Consider the following 14535-nt stretch of genomic DNA (forward strand, 5'->3'; position numbering starts at 1 on the left):
GCGCGGCCCGCACACCTCCGGTGCGCCGCGAGGGCTTGATCGATCGAGCCGGCCGCCCGGCGACCTGGCATGCTGTCCTCGCGCCCCCATAGCCCAATTGGCAGAGGCGGCGGACTTAAAATCCGCGCAGTGTCGGTTCGAGTCCGACTGGGGGCACTCAGGTCATGCCGAAGATCAGCAGGCCCACGACGACGGCGCCGACGATCCAGGGCCATTTCCGACGGTGCGCGACGAGTTCCGCTTCAGGGGTGGCCATGGGTGCTCCTCGGTGGTGCACGGATCCCTTCCGGCTCCACCTTCCACAGTGGCACAATTCCGAGGTCCGCGTGCTGGAGAAGTAGCGGGCTTCGCGGCCCGAGATATGGACAAGGCCGGCGGTGCCTGTAACCACACCCCGGCCTCTAGTGCAACACGCGTATTTACAGATTCGCGGTAGACTTGTCGTTATTTTAGCACGGCATCAATAGCGTCTTATCCGGACCTCGATCAGACCCGTGATTCACGCTCCCGCGATCATCTGCTCCTCCCGCGATCAATGCCTGCTCCCGCGCGACCTCCCGCGATCGTCGTTCCTTCCCGCGATCGCCATGGTGATCGCGGGAACGGCGCGCTGTCGCGGGAAGCCGAGCGGTCGGCGGACCGACGGGCGGGCGGACCGTCGGGGCGGTTCTACCGGACCACTCGATAGTGGGTGAACGTGACGCCCGAGGGGAAGGCGCGCGTGTCGAGGACCTCGAGCTTCTCCTGCCGTCCGTCGTGCGGGAACAGCGGGAGGCCGCCGCCCAGGAGGAAGGGATGGGTCCGGATCCGGTACTCGTCGATGAGCCCGAGGCGCGCGGCCTCGGCGGCGAGGGTCGCGCCTCCGATCCCGATGTCCCCCTCCCCCGGCTCCGCGCGAAGCCGCGCGATCTCCTCCGCCAGCCCACCGGTCGCAAGGCGGGCGGCGCTCCCATCGACCTCGGTCAGCGTGCGGGAGAACACGACCTTGGGTAGCGGGTTCCACGATGCGGCGAACCCCCGCTCGTCCGGGTCGAGCGCTGCGGGATCGACGGTCTCCCAGTACCGCATCGTCTCGTAGAGCTTCCGCCCCATGAGGTGCACGCCGAGCGCGCGCACCTCGTCCCAGGCGAACCGGAACACGTCGGGCGCCGGAACGGACCAGTCGAATTCGCCGTCGGGGCCCACGATGTACCCGTCGGCCGTCATCCCCATCGAGAAGGTGACCTTGCGCATGGCGCCTCCGCTCCGCCGGCACGCCGGCCGTTTCAGCCGACCCCTCGACGGTAACGCCGCACCCTCACTCCGCGGTGCTGTTCGGCGTCAGCGACACCGGAATTCCCGTGCGGTACGGCGGGGCGATGCCGTTGTCGTCGAAGGCCCGCAGGATGCGGCGGCGCAGCTCGCGCTCGACCGCCCACTGCTGGTTCGCCCGCACCCGCACGGTGAGACGCAGGCTCACCCGGTCGGCGGTCGCCCCGTCCACGCCGAGCATCTCGGGCGGCCCCAGCACGTACCCGGACAGCGGCTCGTCACCCACGGCCTCGACGGCGGCGTCCTCCGCCACCCGGCAGGCGAGATCCACGTCGGCGGTGTACGAGATGGGGAGCTGCAGGAACGCCACCGCGTAGTCCTGGCTGAAGTTGGCCACCCGCACGATCTCGCCGTTGCGCACGTACCAGAGCGTGCCCTGCACGTCGCGGATGGTGGTGATCCGCATGCCCACGGTCTCGACGGTGCCCGTCACGTCGCCCACGTCCACCACATCGCCCACACCGTACTGGTCCTCGATCAGCATGAAGATGCCGGAGATGAAGTCCCGCACCAGGTTCTGCGCACCGAAGCCGAGGGCGACGCCCACCACGCCTGCCGACGCGATGAGCGGCGCCACGTTCACGCCCATGATCGCCAGCGACTGGATGACCACCCAGATCAGCACCAGGAACGACACGGCCGATTTGAGCACCGAGCCGATGGTCTCGGCCCGCTGGGCCCGCCTCGCCCGGCTCTCCCGGTTCCGCTCGGCCCGCGCCGGGTCCTCGTCGCGGCGGCGGACGGCGGCCAGCTTGCCGCCCCCGAGCGATCCGAGCCCGAACCGGCGCTGCTTCGGCGGCCCCTCGCGGCGGTTGCCACGCACGAGGCGGTCGATCGCCTTGTGCAGCACGAACCGCAACGCGACCGCGAGCAGCACGTACATGCCGATCTCGAGGGGCGTGTGGATCAGCCACTGCCGACCGTTCTCGCTGAGCTGCAGTGCTAGATCCGACATGGCCCCGACGGTACTGAGACTGCTCGATCACGCAAGTTCCGACAACGGTGGCTGTCGCGCGCTTGACGGGATGCCGCTGGGCACAGCGCGATCCGGGTGCGGGGCATTCGGTGTCGTCAAGTCGCGACGATCCACCCCACGAGCGGAGTTGCCATCGCACGCGGGTCGGGTACCCTCGAAGCCGTCGACAGGACATCCGGACGAGGCGCACCGTACCCGGTCAGCGACAAGACGGTGCGAACGTCAAGGAGGTTCGCATCATGGCATGGATCGTTCTCGTCATCTCCGGTGTGCTCGAAGCCGTTTGGGCCACCGCACTCGGCAGGTCCGAGGGATTCTCGAAGCTCACTCCGTCGGTGGTGTTCGGCATCGCGCTCGTCGCCAGCATGGCCGGCCTGGCCTACGCGATGCGGGAACTGCCCGTCGGCACGTCGTACGCCGTGTGGGTGGGCATCGGCGCCACACTCACGGTGATCTATGCGATGGCCACCGGACAGGAGTCCGCGTCGCTGGTGAAGGTCGTGTGCATCATGGCGATCGTGGGCGGCGTGATCGGCCTCAAGCTGGCCCACTGAGACCGCCCGGGCGGCCAGGACCGGAGCGCCCGCACGGGAGCCGGAGCGGAGCCCGTCAGGCCGCGCGCGCGGCGAGCACGCCCGCCGGGTCCAGCACCCGCCCGACGGGGCCGTTGCGCCGCTCGGCGCGCAGCACCGCGGTGTCCCACTGCTCGGGGTCGGCGAGGTCCGCGACCATCACGTAGACGTCGCCGCTGAGCACCGCCACCACATCGCGGAAGGAGCTGCCCACCGCCGTGACCCTGGTACCCGCGCGGGTCATCTCCCCGACCATCTCGGCTGTCGCCGCGGTGCCGTCGAGCACCACGATCACGCTCTCCTCGAGATCGGTCGCACCGGTCACGTTCTGCATGTCCGCTCCCTTCGCCTGGGTCACCCCATCACGGTAAGCCGCGAAACCTGCTCCCGCCGTGCGGGAACGCTGGGAAGGAGGTCAACAACGCGTTAATTCTGGGGGACCGCGGCCAGGCCCATCGCCACGCCGTCCAGAATGTCGTGTTCGGACACGACGAGTTCGCTGACGCCCACCGCGGCGAGACGTTCCGCGAGCCGCATGGCCACGAGGGCGCCGCCGCCGATCACGTCCGCGCGACCGGGGTGCATCGGCCCCAGCGCCAGCCGCTCCGCCGCGGTCATGCCCACCAGCTTCCGGCAGAGGGCGACGAGGTCGTCCAGGGGCACGCGGGACGCGTGGATCCGCGCGGGGTCGTACTCCGCGAGTCCGTGCGCGAGTGCCGCCAGCGTGGTGAAGGTGCCGGCGACGCCGACCCAGGTGCGGACGCCGTCGATCGGCACCGCGGCCACGGCCTGGTCGAGCGCGGCGTCGATCACGGCGACGGCCTCGTCGACCTGCTGCGCGGACGGCGGGTCGCCGGGCAGGGCCCGCTCGGTGATCCGCACGCAGCCGATGTTCGCCGAGAAGGCGTGCGCCACCTCGCCCTCCGAGCCCTCGACCAACTCGGTCGAGCCGCCGCCCAGGTCCACGACGAGGACCGGATCCGCCACGGCGAGCCCGGCGGTGGCGCCGCGATAGGACAGCTCCGCCTCCTCGGTGCCCTCGATGACCTCGGCGACGGCGCCGGGGGCGATCCTGCCGAGTTCCTCGGCGGTGAGGGTGAAGAACGCGTCGCGGTTACCGGCGTCGCGCGCGGCGGAGGTGGCCACCATCCGCACTCGGGTGGCGCCCAGTTCCAGCGCCTGCGTGACGTAGTCGTGCAGCGCCGCCCGCACGCGGTCGAGGGCGTCCGGAGCGAACTCGCCGGTCGCGTCCACGCCCTGGCCGAGCCGGACGATCCGCATCTCGCGGGCGAGCTCCACCAGGCGGTCGCCCTCGGAGCGGGCCACGTACAGGCGAATACTGTTGGTACCGCAATCGATCGCGGCCACGACGGGACCGCCGGCGGCGCCGGGTGCGGTCACTCGCCGCCCCAGGGGAACGCCGGCTCCGGCCAGTCCGCGGGGACCGCGCTGCCGCGCAGCCCGGCCGCGGCGGCGAGCGCCACCGCCTCGTCACCCAGCCGTACGGTGCCGGGCCCCTCGGCCAGCGCGTACGCGATGAGCACGTGCAGGCACTTCACCCGGTCGGGCATGCCGCCGCCGGTGAAATCGGTGCCCAGGTCGTCGATCGCGTTCCGCTCGGCGAGGTAGTGCTCATGGGCGGCACGGTAATTCGCGGCGACCTCGGCGTCGGAGGCGAGAAGCGCCTCCATCTCACGCATGAGGCCCGCGCTCTCCTGCCTGCTGGCCTCCGCGGTGAGCCGCTGGTCCGTCAGGTAGTAGAGGGTCGGGAACGGCGTACCGTCGGGCAGCCGGGGCGCGGTCTTGACGACGGCGGGTTCGCCGTCCGGGGTGCGGTACGCGACGGCGAGCACGCCGCGCGGGGCGCGGCCCAACTGCTCGGCCACCCGGTCCAGATCGGCCTGGGCGACCGCTGCCTCGCCGGGCATCAGTGCGGGACGGCGATCGTGCGCCACACGTTGGTGTACCAGGGGTTCTGCTTGGCCTTCTCCGCCTCGATCTGCTCCGGCGTCTGCTCCGGGGCGCCGGGGTGCTGGATGCGGTACGGCGTCTCGCCGGGCATCACGTACTGCAGGCGGATGCGGGCCTGCTGCTTGACGTACTCGTCGTCGCCCTGCAGCCGCTTGCGCTCCTCGAGCGCGGCGATGTCGCTGAGCAATTGGGAGTGCTCCGCGGTCACCTTGTCCTCGCGAGCCTGTTCGGACAGGTACGTCCGAACAGGCACCGCGAGGGTGAGGGCGAGGACGCACAGCACGAGGAACAGCACGACGGTGCGCCCGGCGCTCCTCGGTTCGGAACGGTCTCCGTCCCGGAGGGTGCGCGCGCTGACGACGCGGGACCTGCTGCTCACTCTGCCGTACTCCCCTCGTCCGTCAGTTGTTGAACTCGAAGCGCGGGAAGGCCGTGTCGCCGGCGTACCGCGCGGCGTCGCCCAGCTCCTCCTCGATGCGCAGCAGCTGGTTGTACTTCGCGACGCGCTCCGAGCGCGCCGGCGCGCCGGTCTTGATCTGGCCGCTGCCCACCGCGACCGCGAGGTCCGCGATGGTGGTGTCCTCGGTCTCGCCGGAACGGTGGCTCATCATCGTCTTGTACCCGTTGTTGTGGGCCAGGGCGACGGCGTCCAGGGTCTCGGTGAGCGTGCCGATCTGGTTGACCTTCACCAGCAGCGCATTGGCCGCGCCGCGGGCGATGCCGTCCTCGAGGCGCTCGGGGTTGGTGACGAACAGATCGTCGCCGACCAGCTGCACCTTGTCGCCGATCGCGTCGGTGAGATCGACCCAGCCGTCCCAGTCGTCCTCGGACAGCGGGTCCTCGATGGAGACGAGCGGGAACTCGCCGACCAGCTTGCCGTAGAAGTCGGCCATCTCAGCGGCGGAGAGCACCTTGCCCTCGAACTTGTAGCCCTCGGGGCCGTAGAACTCGGTGGCGGCGACGTCGAGCGCGAGCGCCACGTCGGTCCCCAGCTTGAGGCCGGTCCTGCCGATGGCGTCGGAGATGAGCTCCAGCGCCTCGCGGGTGCCGCCGACGGACGGGGCGAAGCCGCCCTCGTCGCCCAGGCCGGTGTTGAGGCCCTTGCTCTTGAGCACCGACTTCAGCGAGTGGTAGACCTCGGCGCCCCAGCGCAGCGACTCCTTGAAGGTCTCGGCGCCGATCGGCGCGACCATGAACTCCTGGACGTCGACGCCGCTGTCGGCGTGGGCGCCGCCGTTGAGGATGTTCATCATCGGGACGGGCAGGATGTGCGCGTTCGGGCCGCCCAGGTAGCGGAACAGCGGGAGAGCGGCGGACTCGGCGGCGGCCTTCGACGCGGCCAGCGAGACGCCCAGCAGGGCGTTGGCGCCGAGGCGGCTCTTGTCCGGGGTGCCGTCCAGGTCCAGCAGGGTCTGGTCGATCACGCGCTGCTCGTCGGCGGGGATGCCGATGACCTCGGGGGCGATCACCTCGAGCACGCCCTCGACGGCCTTGGTGACGCCCTTGCCCAGGTAGCGGTCGCCACCGTCGCGCAGTTCGACGGCCTCGTGTTCGCCGGTGGACGCGCCCGAGGGCACCGCCGCGCGGGCGAAGCTGCCGTCGGCGAGGACGATCTCGACCTCGACCGTGGGGTTGCCACGGGAATCGAGGATCTCGCGGGCGCCTACCTGGATGATTTCGGACACGGTTCTCCTTATGGGGGCTGGCCGATCACACGACAAGTCGTGGACCAGCTTAGTGCCCGGCCACCACGACGCGAAGTCCGGCGCGCGCACCCGCAGCAATCACCGCGATCCGATCCCGACCAGTGGGAACGCTCCGGCGTTACCCTCCGGGCATGAGCACCGTCCCCGTCCTCGACATGTCCCTCCTGGACACCGATCCGGCGCGGTTCGACGCGCAGGTCCGGGCCGCCGCGCACGACGTGGGCTTCTTCCACCTCACCGGGCACGGGCTGCCCCGGCACCGGATCGACGAGGTGCTCGATACGGCCCGCGCGTTCTTCGCGTTGCCGCAGGGGGACAAAGACGCGATCGCCATGCTGCGCTCGCCGCACTTCCGCGGCTACACCCGCCTGGGCGGCGAGCGCACGCGCGGCGCCGTCGACTGGCGCGAGCAGATCGACATCGGCCGGGAATCGCCCGCGCCGTCCGGGCCGGGGCCGGACTGGCGCAACCTGCTCGGCCCCAATCAGTGGCCGGAGCGGTTGCCGCGGCTGCGCGCGGTGATGGAGCGCTGGGACGCGGACCTCTCCCGGATCTCGCTGGCGCTGCTCCGGTCGTGGGCGCGCTCGCTGGGCGCGGACCCCGGGGTGTTCGACGATGCCTTCGCGCACGACCCGGCGACGCTCATCAAGGTCGTCCGGTACCCCGCGGGGACGCGGACCGATCAGGGCGTGGGGGCGCACAAGGACTCGGGGGTGCTCACACTACTGCTGGCTGATCCGTCCTCGGAGGGCCTGCAGGTGCTGCCGCCGGGCGAGCGCGAGTGGATCGACGTTCCGCCGGTACCGGGCGCGTTCATCGTCAACATCGGCGAGATGCTGGAGGTGGGCACGGACGGTTACCTGCACGCCACGGAGCACCGGGTGGTCAACCGCGGCGCCGGCGGCGACCGGATCTCGGTGCCCTACTTCTTCAATCCGTCGGTCGACGCCCGCATGCCGCATCTGCCGCTGCCCGCGGAACTGCGGACGGGGGTCACCGCCGATCCGGAGAACCCGATCTTCGACACCTACGGAGCGAACGCCTGGAAGAGCCGGCTACGGGCGCACCCGGATGTCGCTGCTCGTCATTATCCGGACACCGCGTCGGGCGCGGTCCTATCGTGAGGGCATGACCGGCGCAGCCCCGCTCGTCCTCGTCTACTCCTCGCACGCGCACCACCGCGCGGAGATCATCGCCGCCCTCGGCACCCGTCCGGCGCCGGCCCTGCCCGCCATCGAGGTGGTGGAGACCGCCACGGCCGCCGCGGTGGTGGACCGGCTCGACCGGGGCGGCGTCAGCCTCGCGATCCTCGACGGGGAGGCGATGCCGGCCGGAGGGATGGGCGTCGCGCGGCAATTGCGGGACGAGATCGAGCCGTGCCCGCCGTTGCTGGTGATCATCGCCCGCAAGGCCGACGGCTGGTTGGCACGGTGGTCCCATGCCGACGGCTGGGTCTCGCACCCGCTCGATCCCTTCGAGCTCGCCGCCGCGGCCGCGCGGCTCCTGGCCCCCGCCCCCGGATAGGCGACACGCGCCCGCCCGAAATGGAGAAACCGGGCCCCCAACGAGTCATCGGACCTATAGTTGTGGCGTAGCTCACAATCCAGGTCAGGGGAGCCTAACCGGTTCTCCCCTTCGGGTTTTCGCACACGAGGCGGAAGGAGCGTGGCCGTGAACCTGTACGTGCCGATCCTGGTACTCGGGGCGATAGCGACCGCCTTCGCCGTGTTCTCCGTCGGCGTCGCGCGGTTCGTCGGTCCCCGCCGGCGCAACCGCGCCAAGCTCGAGGCGTACGAGTGCGGCATCGACCCGTCCCCCACCCCCGAGGGCTCCGCCCGGTTCCCCGTGAAGTTCTATCTCACGGCGATGTTGTTCATCATCTTCGACATCGAGATCGTCTTCCTCTACCCGTGGGCCGTGCACTTCGACGTCCTCGGCGGCTACGGGCTGTTCGTGATGGCCCTGTTCCTCGTCAACGTCACGGTCGCCTACGTCTACGAGTGGCGGCGGGGAGGCCTCGCATGGGATTAGAGGACAAGGTCCCGGGCGGGTTCCTGCTGTCGACGCTGGAGACGGTGGCGGGGTACGCGCGGAAGGGTTCGCTCTGGCCCGCCACGTTCGGCCTCGCCTGCTGCGCGATCGAGATGATGGCCACCACGGGTCCCAAGTTCGACATCGCCCGGTTCGGCATGGAGGCCTTCCGCGCCTCGCCGCGCCAAGCGGACCTGATGATCGTCGCCGGCCGGGTCAGCCAGAAGATGGCGCCCGTGCTGCGGCAGGTGTACGACCAGATGGCCGAGCCGAAATGGGTTCTGGCGATGGGGGTCTGCGCAAGCTCCGGCGGCATGTTCAACAATTACGCGATCGTGCAGGGCGTGGACCACGTGGTGCCGGTGGACATCTACCTCCCCGGCTGCCCGCCACGGCCGGAGATGCTGCTCAACGCGCTCATCGCGCTGCACGACAAGGTGGGGAGCACCCCGATGGGCGTGCACCGGGAGGAGGCGCGCCGCGCCGCCGAGGAGGCCGCGCTGTCGGCCACGCCCACCATCGAGCTCAAGGGGCTGCTGCGATGACGGACCGCCCCGACGCACCGGAGCCGGAGCGCGCCGTCGAACCGGCCGCGCCCGCGCCCGATGTGGTGCGCACGCGCCGCGGCATGTTCAGCGAGGGCACCGGGGACACATCGGGTTACGGCCGGATCCGGCGGCCCGTCGCCATGCCCGGGCAGGGCGCCGAGCCCCTGCCGGAGGGGTACGGCGGCGTGGTCGCCGCGCTGCGGGAATCGCTCGCGGAGACCGACGGTGCGCCGGCCTTCGCCGACGCGGTGGACGCCGTGGTGGTGTACCGGGGCGAGGTCACGCTGCGGGTGCCCCGCGAGCACCTGGTGGCGGTGGCGCAGCGGCTGCGGGACGAGCCCGACCTCCGGTTCGAGATGTGCCTGGGGACCTCGGGCGTGCACTTCCCCGAGGACGCCGGCGCCGAGCTGCGCGCGGTGACGCACCTGCAGTCGATCACCTGGGGTCGGCGCCTGCGCCTCGAAACCTGTTGCCCCGACGACGATCCGCACGTTCCGTCGTTGTTCTCCGTGTACCCCACCGTGGACTGGCACGAGCGGGAGACCTTCGACTTCTTCGGGATCGTGTTCGACGGGCACCCGTCGCTCACCCGGATCGAGATGCCGGACGACTGGGACGGACATCCCCAGCGCAAGGATTACCCACTGGGCGGCATCGGGGTGCAGTTCCGCGGCGCGGAAGTGGCGCCGCCCGAATCGCGGAGGTCGTACTCGTGACCGCCACCTACACCGCCATGGGCTCCGACTGGGAAGACATCGCCGCCGAGGCGGTAGGCCACGAGCGGATCGTGGTCAACATGGGCCCGCAGCACCCCTCCACGCACGGCGTGCTGCGCCTGATCCTGGAGTTGGACGGGGAGACCGTGACCGAGGCGCGCTGCGGGATCGGGTTCCTGCACACGGGGATCGAGAAGAATCTCGAGTTCCGCAACTGGACGCAGGGCACCACGTTCGTCACCCGGATGGACTATCTGGCGCCGTTGTTCAACGAGACCGCCTACTGCCTGGCGGTGGAGAAGCTGCTGGGCGTCACGGAGGAGATCCCGGAGCGGGCCACCGTGATCCGGGTGCTCATGATGGAGCTCAACCGGGTCACCAGCCACCTGGTGGCGCTGGCGACGGGCGGCATGGAACTGGGCGCGGTGTCCCCCATGCTCAAGGGTTTCGAGCTGCGCGAGCACGTCCTGGACGTGTTCGAGACCATCACCGGCCTGCGGATGAACCACGCCTACATCCGTCCCGGCGGAGTGGCCGCGGACCTGCCCGAGGAGGCGGTGCCGCAGATCCGCGCGCTGCTCACGGAGCTGCCGCCCGAGCTGGACGCGATGGCGTCGATGCTCAACGAGAACCCGATCTGGATCGCGCGCACCAAGAACGTGGGCTACCTGGACCTCACCGGCTGCATGGCGCTGGGCATCACCGGCCCCGTGCTCCGGTCCACCGGCCTCCCGCACGATCTGCGTCGCGCCGAACCGTACTGCGGATACCAGGATTACGAGTTCGACGTGATCACCGACGACGGCGCCGACTGCTACGGGCGGTACATCATCCGGGTCAAGGAGATGGCGCAGTCGCTGCGCATCGTGGAGCAGTGCCTGGACAGGCTGCGGCCGGGACCGGTGATGATCGACGACGCCCGGTTGGGCTGGCCGGCCGACCTCACGGTGGGGCCGGACGGGCTGGGCAACTCGCGCGCACACATCGCCGAGATCATGGGCGAGTCCATGGAATCGCTGATCCACCACTTCAAGCTGGTGACGGAGGGCTTCGCGGTGCCGCCCGGCCAAGTGGCCGTGTCCGTGGAGGCGCCGCGCGGCGAACTGCTGGTGCACGCGGTCAGCGACGGGGGGACGCGCCCGTACCGGGTGCACTTCCGCGACCCGTCGTTCACGAATCTGCAGGCGGTGGCGGCGATGTGCGAGGGCGGCATGGTCTCCGACGTGATCGCCGCGGTCGCCAGCATCGATCCGGTGATGGGAGGCGTCGACCGATGACCGATCCCGTGTTCGTACCGCTCGCCGAATTCGGCGCCCGGCCGCAGGAGTCCGTACAGCTGTACCGGCCCGGCGCCCGCACCGCGTACCCGGCGGACGTGACCGCCCGCCTGGACGCCGACGCCGCAGTCCTCGTGGCCCGCTATCCCGAGGCCCGCTCCGCGCTGCTGCCGCTGCTGCACCTGGTGCAGGCCGAGGACGGCTACATCACCCCCGCGGGGATCGAGTTCTGCGCCCGCACACTGGGGCTCACCGCCGCCGACGTGGTCTCGGTGGCCACCTTCTACTCCATGTACCGCCGCGGCCCCACCGGCGAATACCTGGTGGGCGTGTGCACCACCACGCTGTGCGCGGTGCTGGGCGGCGACGCGATCCTCGACGCGCTGTGCGCGCACCTCGGCGTCCAGCCCGGCGGCACCACCGAGGACGGCACCGTCACCGTCGAGCGCATCGAGTGCAACGCGGCGTGCGACTACGCACCCGTGGTGATGGTCAACTGGGAGTACTTCGACGACCAGACGGTGGCGAGCGCCCGGGCCCTGGTGGACGCCCTCCGCACCGGTACCCCGCCGAACCCCACCCGTGGCGCCCCGCTCTGCGGGTTCCGCGAAACCTCCCGGCTCCTGGCGGGATTCGATGACGACCGTCCGGGCGCGGTGTCTGCCTCCGGGGTGGGCGGCGAGCCGACGCTGGCCGGCCTGCGAGCGGCCCGGGAGGCGGAGTCATGACGGCGCGCCTGACCCCCGTGCTCTCCGCGCACTGGGGCGACCCCGAACCCTGGACCCTCCAGTCCTACCGCGCGGCGGGCGGTTACGCGGCCCTCGACCGGGCTCTGGCGATGCCGCCCGACGAGGTGATCGACCTGGTCAAGGCCTCGGGCCTCCGCGGCCGCGGCGGCGCGGGCTTCCCCACCGGCCTGAAGTGGAGTTTCATCCCGCAGTTGCGCGAGGGCGAGGAGCCCAAGCCCGGTGCCGACAAACCGCATTACCTCGTGGTGAACGCCGACGAGTCCGAGCCGGGCACGTGCAAGGACATGCCTCTGATGTTCGCGTCCCCGCACACGCTGGTGGAGGGCGCGATCATCGCCTCCTACGCCATCCGCGCGCGGCACGCGTTCATCTACATCCGCGGCGAGGTGCTCGGGGTGCAGCGCCGGCTGCGCGCCGCGGTCGCCGAGGCGTACGCGGCCGGGTACCTCGGGAAGCCGTTGGGCGGAGGCGGTTTCGCGGTGGAGCTCACGGTCCACGGCGGCGCCGGCGCGTACATCTGCGGCGAGGAGACGGCACTGCTCGATTCGCTGGAGGGGCGCCGCGGACAGCCGCGGCTGCGGCCGCCGTTCCCCGCGGTGGCGGGCCTGTACGCCTCCCCCACGTGCGTGAACAACGTGGAGTCGATCGCCAGCGTCCCCGCGATCGTGACGAACGGCATCGACTGGTTCCAGACCATGGGCAGCGAGAAGTCGCCCGGGTTCACGCTGTACTCCGTGTCCGGGCACGTGCTGCGGCCCGGGCAGTACGAGGCGCCGCTCGGCGTGACGCTGCGCGAGATGCTCGACCTCGCGGGCGGTGTGCGGCCGGGGCACGAGCTGAAGTTCTGGACGCCGGGCGGATCCTCGACGCCGCTGCTCACCGCCGAGCATCTGGACGTGCCCCTGGACTACGAGGGCGTGGCCGGCGCCGGTTCGATGCTGGGCACCAAGGCCCTGCAGGTGTTCGACGACACCACGTGCGTGGTGCGCGCGGTGCTGCGCTGGCTCGAGTTCTACGCGCACGAGTCCTGCGGCAAGTGCACCCCGTGCCGCGAGGGCACCTACTGGCTGGTGCGCCTGCTGCGCCGCCTGGAACAGGGCGAGGGCCGCGCGGAGGACCTCGACACCCTGGCCGAGGTGGCGGACGGGGTGCTGGGCAAGGCGTTCTGCGCGCTCGGGGACGGGGCCGCGAGCCCGATCGTGTCGTCCCTGAAGTACTTCCGCGAGGAGTACGAGCGGCACGTCGCCGAGGGCGGCTGCCCGTTCGACCCCGCCGCCGCCATGCGGGAGGCCCCCGAGCCGGCGGGAGGTGCGCGGTGACGGACACGGTCAAGGCCAGCATCGACGGCATCGACATCGAGGTGCCCCCGGGCACGCTCGTGATCCGTGCCGCGGAGCAGCTGGGCATCGCCATCCCCCGCTTCTGCGATCACCCGCTGCTCGCGCCCGCCGGCGCCTGCCGACAGTGCCTGGTGGACGTGGAGGGCCAGCGCAAGCCGCTCGCCTCCTGCACCACCACGGTGACCGACGGGATGGTGGTGCGCACGCAGGCCACGTCCACCGCCGCGGCGGGCGCGCAGCGCAGCGTGATGGAGCTGCTGCTGGTGAACCATCCGCTCGACTGCCCGGTGTGCGACAAGGGCGGCGAATGCCCGCTGCAGAACCAGGCCATGTCGTCGGGCCGGGCGCAGTCACGGTTCCCCGCCGCCGACAAGCGGACCTACCCCAAGCCCATACCGATCTCCGCGGAGGTGGTGCTGGACCGTGAGCGGTGCGTGCTGTGCGCGCGGTGCACGCGCTTCGCGGACGAGATCGCGGGCGACGACTTCATCGAGCTGCTCGACCGCGGCGCCCTGCAGCAGGTGGGCACTGCGGGCGACGAGCCGCTCGACTCCTACTTCTCCGGGAACACGGTGCAGATCTGCCCCGTGGGCGCGCTCACGTCCACGAGGTACCGGTTCCGGGCCCGCCCGTTCGACCTGACGTCCACCCCGTCCTCGTGCGAGCACTGCGCCAGCGGGTGCGCGCTGCGCGTCGACCACCGCCGCGGCGAGGTGCTGCGGCGCCTGGCCGGTGAGGATCCCGACGTGAACGAGGAGTGGAGCTGCGACAAGGGCCGTTGGGCCTTCGCCTCCTCCACCCTCCCGGACCGGTTGACGGGCCCGCTGGTCCGCGGGGCGGACGGTGCGCTGCACCCCGCGTCGTGGCCCGAGGCGATCGACGCGGCCGCGCGGGGCCTGGCGGACCGCGCCGCCGGGGTACTCGCGGGCGGTAGGGGCACGGTCGAGGATCTGTACGCGTACGCCGCGTTCGCGCGGATCGCGCTGGGCACCAATGACATCGATTTCCGGTCCCGGCCGCACAGCGCGGAGGAGGCGTCGTTCCTCGCCTCGGGCGCCGCGGGGGGCGTGACGTACGCGGACCTCGAGGCGGCGCCCGCGGTGCTGCTCGCGGGCTTCGAGCCGGAGGAGGAGTCCCCCATCGTGCACCTGCGGCTGCGGAAGGCCGTCCGCGCCGGAGGTACCCGCGTGCTGTCCGTCGCGCCCTTCGCATCCCGCGGGCTGGGCAGGCTCCGCGGCGAGCTACTGGCCTGCCGGCCCGGCGCCGAGGCCGCGGCCCTCACGGATCCCGCACTGGCCGACGGCCTCCCGGCGGGGTCGGTGATCCTCGTGGGAGAGC

Annotated in this window: 17 protein-coding genes, 1 tRNA gene and 1 riboswitch; of the genes, 11 read left to right on the forward strand and 7 right to left on the reverse strand. The window is 71.3% G+C overall.

Annotation, left to right across the window (positions count from 1 at the left end; genetic code table 11):
- The first annotated feature begins 82 nt into the window (after positions 1-82).
- Positions 83-156 (forward strand) — tRNA-Leu (locus BN39_RS01400).
- Positions 157-669: 513 nt separating this feature from the next.
- Here BN39_RS01400 and BN39_RS01405 read toward each other — a convergent pair.
- Both BN39_RS01405 and BN39_RS01410 read right to left on the reverse strand, forming a co-directional pair.
- Complete coding sequence (locus tag BN39_RS01405; RefSeq protein WP_019200566.1) at positions 670-1233, reverse strand: dihydrofolate reductase family protein; 564 nt, start codon at positions 1231-1233, stop codon at positions 670-672.
- A 64-nt stretch (positions 1234-1297) separates the two neighbouring features.
- Positions 1298-2266, reverse strand: coding sequence for a mechanosensitive ion channel family protein (locus BN39_RS01410; RefSeq protein ID WP_019200567.1), 969 nt, complete (start codon positions 2264-2266; stop codon positions 1298-1300).
- Between the two features lie 175 nt (positions 2267-2441).
- A riboswitch (guanidine-III (ykkC-III) riboswitch) is annotated at positions 2442-2507 on the forward strand.
- 19 nt (positions 2508-2526) lie between these two features.
- Between BN39_RS01410 and BN39_RS01415 the strand changes: the two genes are divergently transcribed.
- Positions 2527-2841 (forward strand): multidrug efflux SMR transporter, encoded by a 315-nt coding sequence (locus tag BN39_RS01415; RefSeq protein ID WP_019200568.1) that lies wholly within the window; start codon positions 2527-2529, stop codon positions 2839-2841.
- Positions 2842-2896: 55 nt separating this feature from the next.
- Here the strand turns inward: BN39_RS01415 and BN39_RS01420 are convergent, their stop codons facing one another.
- The 5 genes from BN39_RS01420 to eno form a co-directional block, all read right to left on the reverse strand.
- Entirely contained in the window at positions 2897-3217 is a 321-nt protein-coding gene (locus tag BN39_RS01420; protein ID WP_019200569.1) for a hypothetical protein, read from the reverse strand.
- 68 nt (positions 3218-3285) lie between these two features.
- Positions 3286-4260 carry a Ppx/GppA phosphatase family protein gene (locus BN39_RS01425; protein WP_019200570.1) on the reverse strand — a complete coding sequence of 325 codons (975 nt, stop codon included), beginning with the start codon at positions 4258-4260 and terminating at the stop codon, positions 3286-3288.
- A complete protein-coding gene (locus BN39_RS01430) occupies positions 4257-4787 on the reverse strand; it encodes a DUF501 domain-containing protein (protein WP_019200571.1) in 531 nt (176 codons plus the stop codon). Before BN39_RS01430 ends, BN39_RS01425 begins: the two co-directional genes overlap by 4 nt.
- The gene (locus BN39_RS01435; RefSeq protein ID WP_019200572.1) at positions 4787-5209 is read right to left on the reverse strand and encodes a septum formation initiator family protein; all 423 of its coding nucleotides are present in this window, start codon (positions 5207-5209) and stop codon (positions 4787-4789) included. The genes BN39_RS01430 and BN39_RS01435 overlap by 1 nt, the downstream gene beginning before the upstream one ends.
- A 22-nt stretch (positions 5210-5231) precedes the next feature.
- A complete protein-coding gene (gene eno / locus BN39_RS01440; protein ID WP_019200573.1) occupies positions 5232-6515 on the reverse strand; it encodes a phosphopyruvate hydratase in 1284 nt (427 codons plus the stop codon).
- A 152-nt stretch (positions 6516-6667) separates the two neighbouring features.
- Here eno and BN39_RS01445 point away from each other — a divergent pair, with 152 nt between their 5' ends.
- The 9 genes from BN39_RS01445 to BN39_RS01485 all read left to right on the forward strand — a co-directional run.
- Positions 6668-7660, forward strand: coding sequence for an isopenicillin N synthase family oxygenase (locus BN39_RS01445; protein ID WP_019200574.1), 993 nt, complete (start codon positions 6668-6670; stop codon positions 7658-7660).
- A gap of 4 nt (positions 7661-7664) precedes the next feature.
- Positions 7665-8060 carry a hypothetical protein gene (locus tag BN39_RS01450; RefSeq protein WP_019200575.1) on the forward strand — a complete coding sequence of 132 codons (396 nt, stop codon included), beginning with the start codon at positions 7665-7667 and terminating at the stop codon, positions 8058-8060.
- A 147-nt stretch (positions 8061-8207) separates the two neighbouring features.
- Entirely contained in the window at positions 8208-8567 is a 360-nt protein-coding gene (locus BN39_RS01455) for an NADH-quinone oxidoreductase subunit A (protein WP_019200576.1), read from the forward strand.
- On the forward strand, positions 8558-9112 hold the full coding sequence (locus BN39_RS01460; RefSeq protein ID WP_019200577.1) for an NADH-quinone oxidoreductase subunit B family protein: 555 nt from the start codon (positions 8558-8560) through the stop codon (positions 9110-9112). Before BN39_RS01455 ends, BN39_RS01460 begins: the two co-directional genes overlap by 10 nt.
- Positions 9109-9831, forward strand: coding sequence for an NADH-quinone oxidoreductase subunit C (locus BN39_RS01465; protein WP_019200578.1), 723 nt, complete (start codon positions 9109-9111; stop codon positions 9829-9831). The genes BN39_RS01460 and BN39_RS01465 overlap by 4 nt, the downstream gene beginning before the upstream one ends.
- 17 nt (positions 9832-9848) lie before the next feature.
- Positions 9849-11108, forward strand: a complete 1260-nt coding sequence (locus BN39_RS01470) for an NADH-quinone oxidoreductase subunit D (RefSeq protein WP_051158909.1) — start codon at positions 9849-9851, stop codon at positions 11106-11108.
- Positions 11105-11836: an NADH-quinone oxidoreductase subunit NuoE gene (gene nuoE, locus BN39_RS01475; protein ID WP_019200580.1), complete on the forward strand. Its 732-nt coding sequence runs from the start codon at positions 11105-11107 to the stop codon at positions 11834-11836. The genes BN39_RS01470 and nuoE overlap by 4 nt, the downstream gene beginning before the upstream one ends.
- Positions 11833-13176, forward strand: coding sequence for an NADH-quinone oxidoreductase subunit NuoF (nuoF, locus tag BN39_RS01480; protein ID WP_019200581.1), 1344 nt, complete (start codon positions 11833-11835; stop codon positions 13174-13176). Before nuoE ends, nuoF begins: the two co-directional genes overlap by 4 nt.
- A partial coding sequence (locus BN39_RS01485; protein ID WP_040765735.1) for an NADH-quinone oxidoreductase subunit G occupies positions 13173-14535 on the forward strand: 1363 nt, incomplete at its 3' end. The genes nuoF and BN39_RS01485, both read left to right, overlap by 4 nt.

The sequence above is a fragment of the Tsukamurella sp. 1534 genome (genome assembly GCF_000312385.1).
In the GTDB taxonomy this organism is placed as follows: Bacteria; Actinomycetota; Actinomycetes; order Mycobacteriales; family Mycobacteriaceae; genus Tsukamurella.

Bases quoted from the DNA above. Each gene is read 5' to 3' on its own strand.
- BN39_RS01405 (WP_019200566.1), bottom strand. From the start codon at position 1,233: ATGCGCAAGGTCACCTTCTCGATGGGGATGACGGCCGACGGGTACATC.
- BN39_RS01410 (WP_019200567.1), bottom strand. From the start codon at position 2,266: ATGTCGGATCTAGCACTGCAGCTCAGCGAGAACGGTCGGCAGTGGCTG.
- BN39_RS01415 (WP_019200568.1), top strand. From the start codon at position 2,527: ATGGCATGGATCGTTCTCGTCATCTCCGGTGTGCTCGAAGCCGTTTGG.
- BN39_RS01430 (WP_019200571.1), bottom strand. From the start codon at position 4,787: ATGCCCGGCGAGGCAGCGGTCGCCCAGGCCGATCTGGACCGGGTGGCC.
- BN39_RS01445 (WP_019200574.1), top strand. From the start codon at position 6,668: ATGAGCACCGTCCCCGTCCTCGACATGTCCCTCCTGGACACCGATCCG.
- BN39_RS01450 (WP_019200575.1), top strand. From the start codon at position 7,665: ATGACCGGCGCAGCCCCGCTCGTCCTCGTCTACTCCTCGCACGCGCAC.
- BN39_RS01460 (WP_019200577.1), top strand. From the start codon at position 8,558: ATGGGATTAGAGGACAAGGTCCCGGGCGGGTTCCTGCTGTCGACGCTG.
- BN39_RS01465 (WP_019200578.1), top strand. From the start codon at position 9,109: ATGACGGACCGCCCCGACGCACCGGAGCCGGAGCGCGCCGTCGAACCG.
- BN39_RS01470 (WP_051158909.1), top strand. From the start codon at position 9,849: ATGGGCTCCGACTGGGAAGACATCGCCGCCGAGGCGGTAGGCCACGAG.
- nuoE (WP_019200580.1), top strand. From the start codon at position 11,105: ATGACCGATCCCGTGTTCGTACCGCTCGCCGAATTCGGCGCCCGGCCG.
- nuoF (WP_019200581.1), top strand. From the start codon at position 11,833: ATGACGGCGCGCCTGACCCCCGTGCTCTCCGCGCACTGGGGCGACCCC.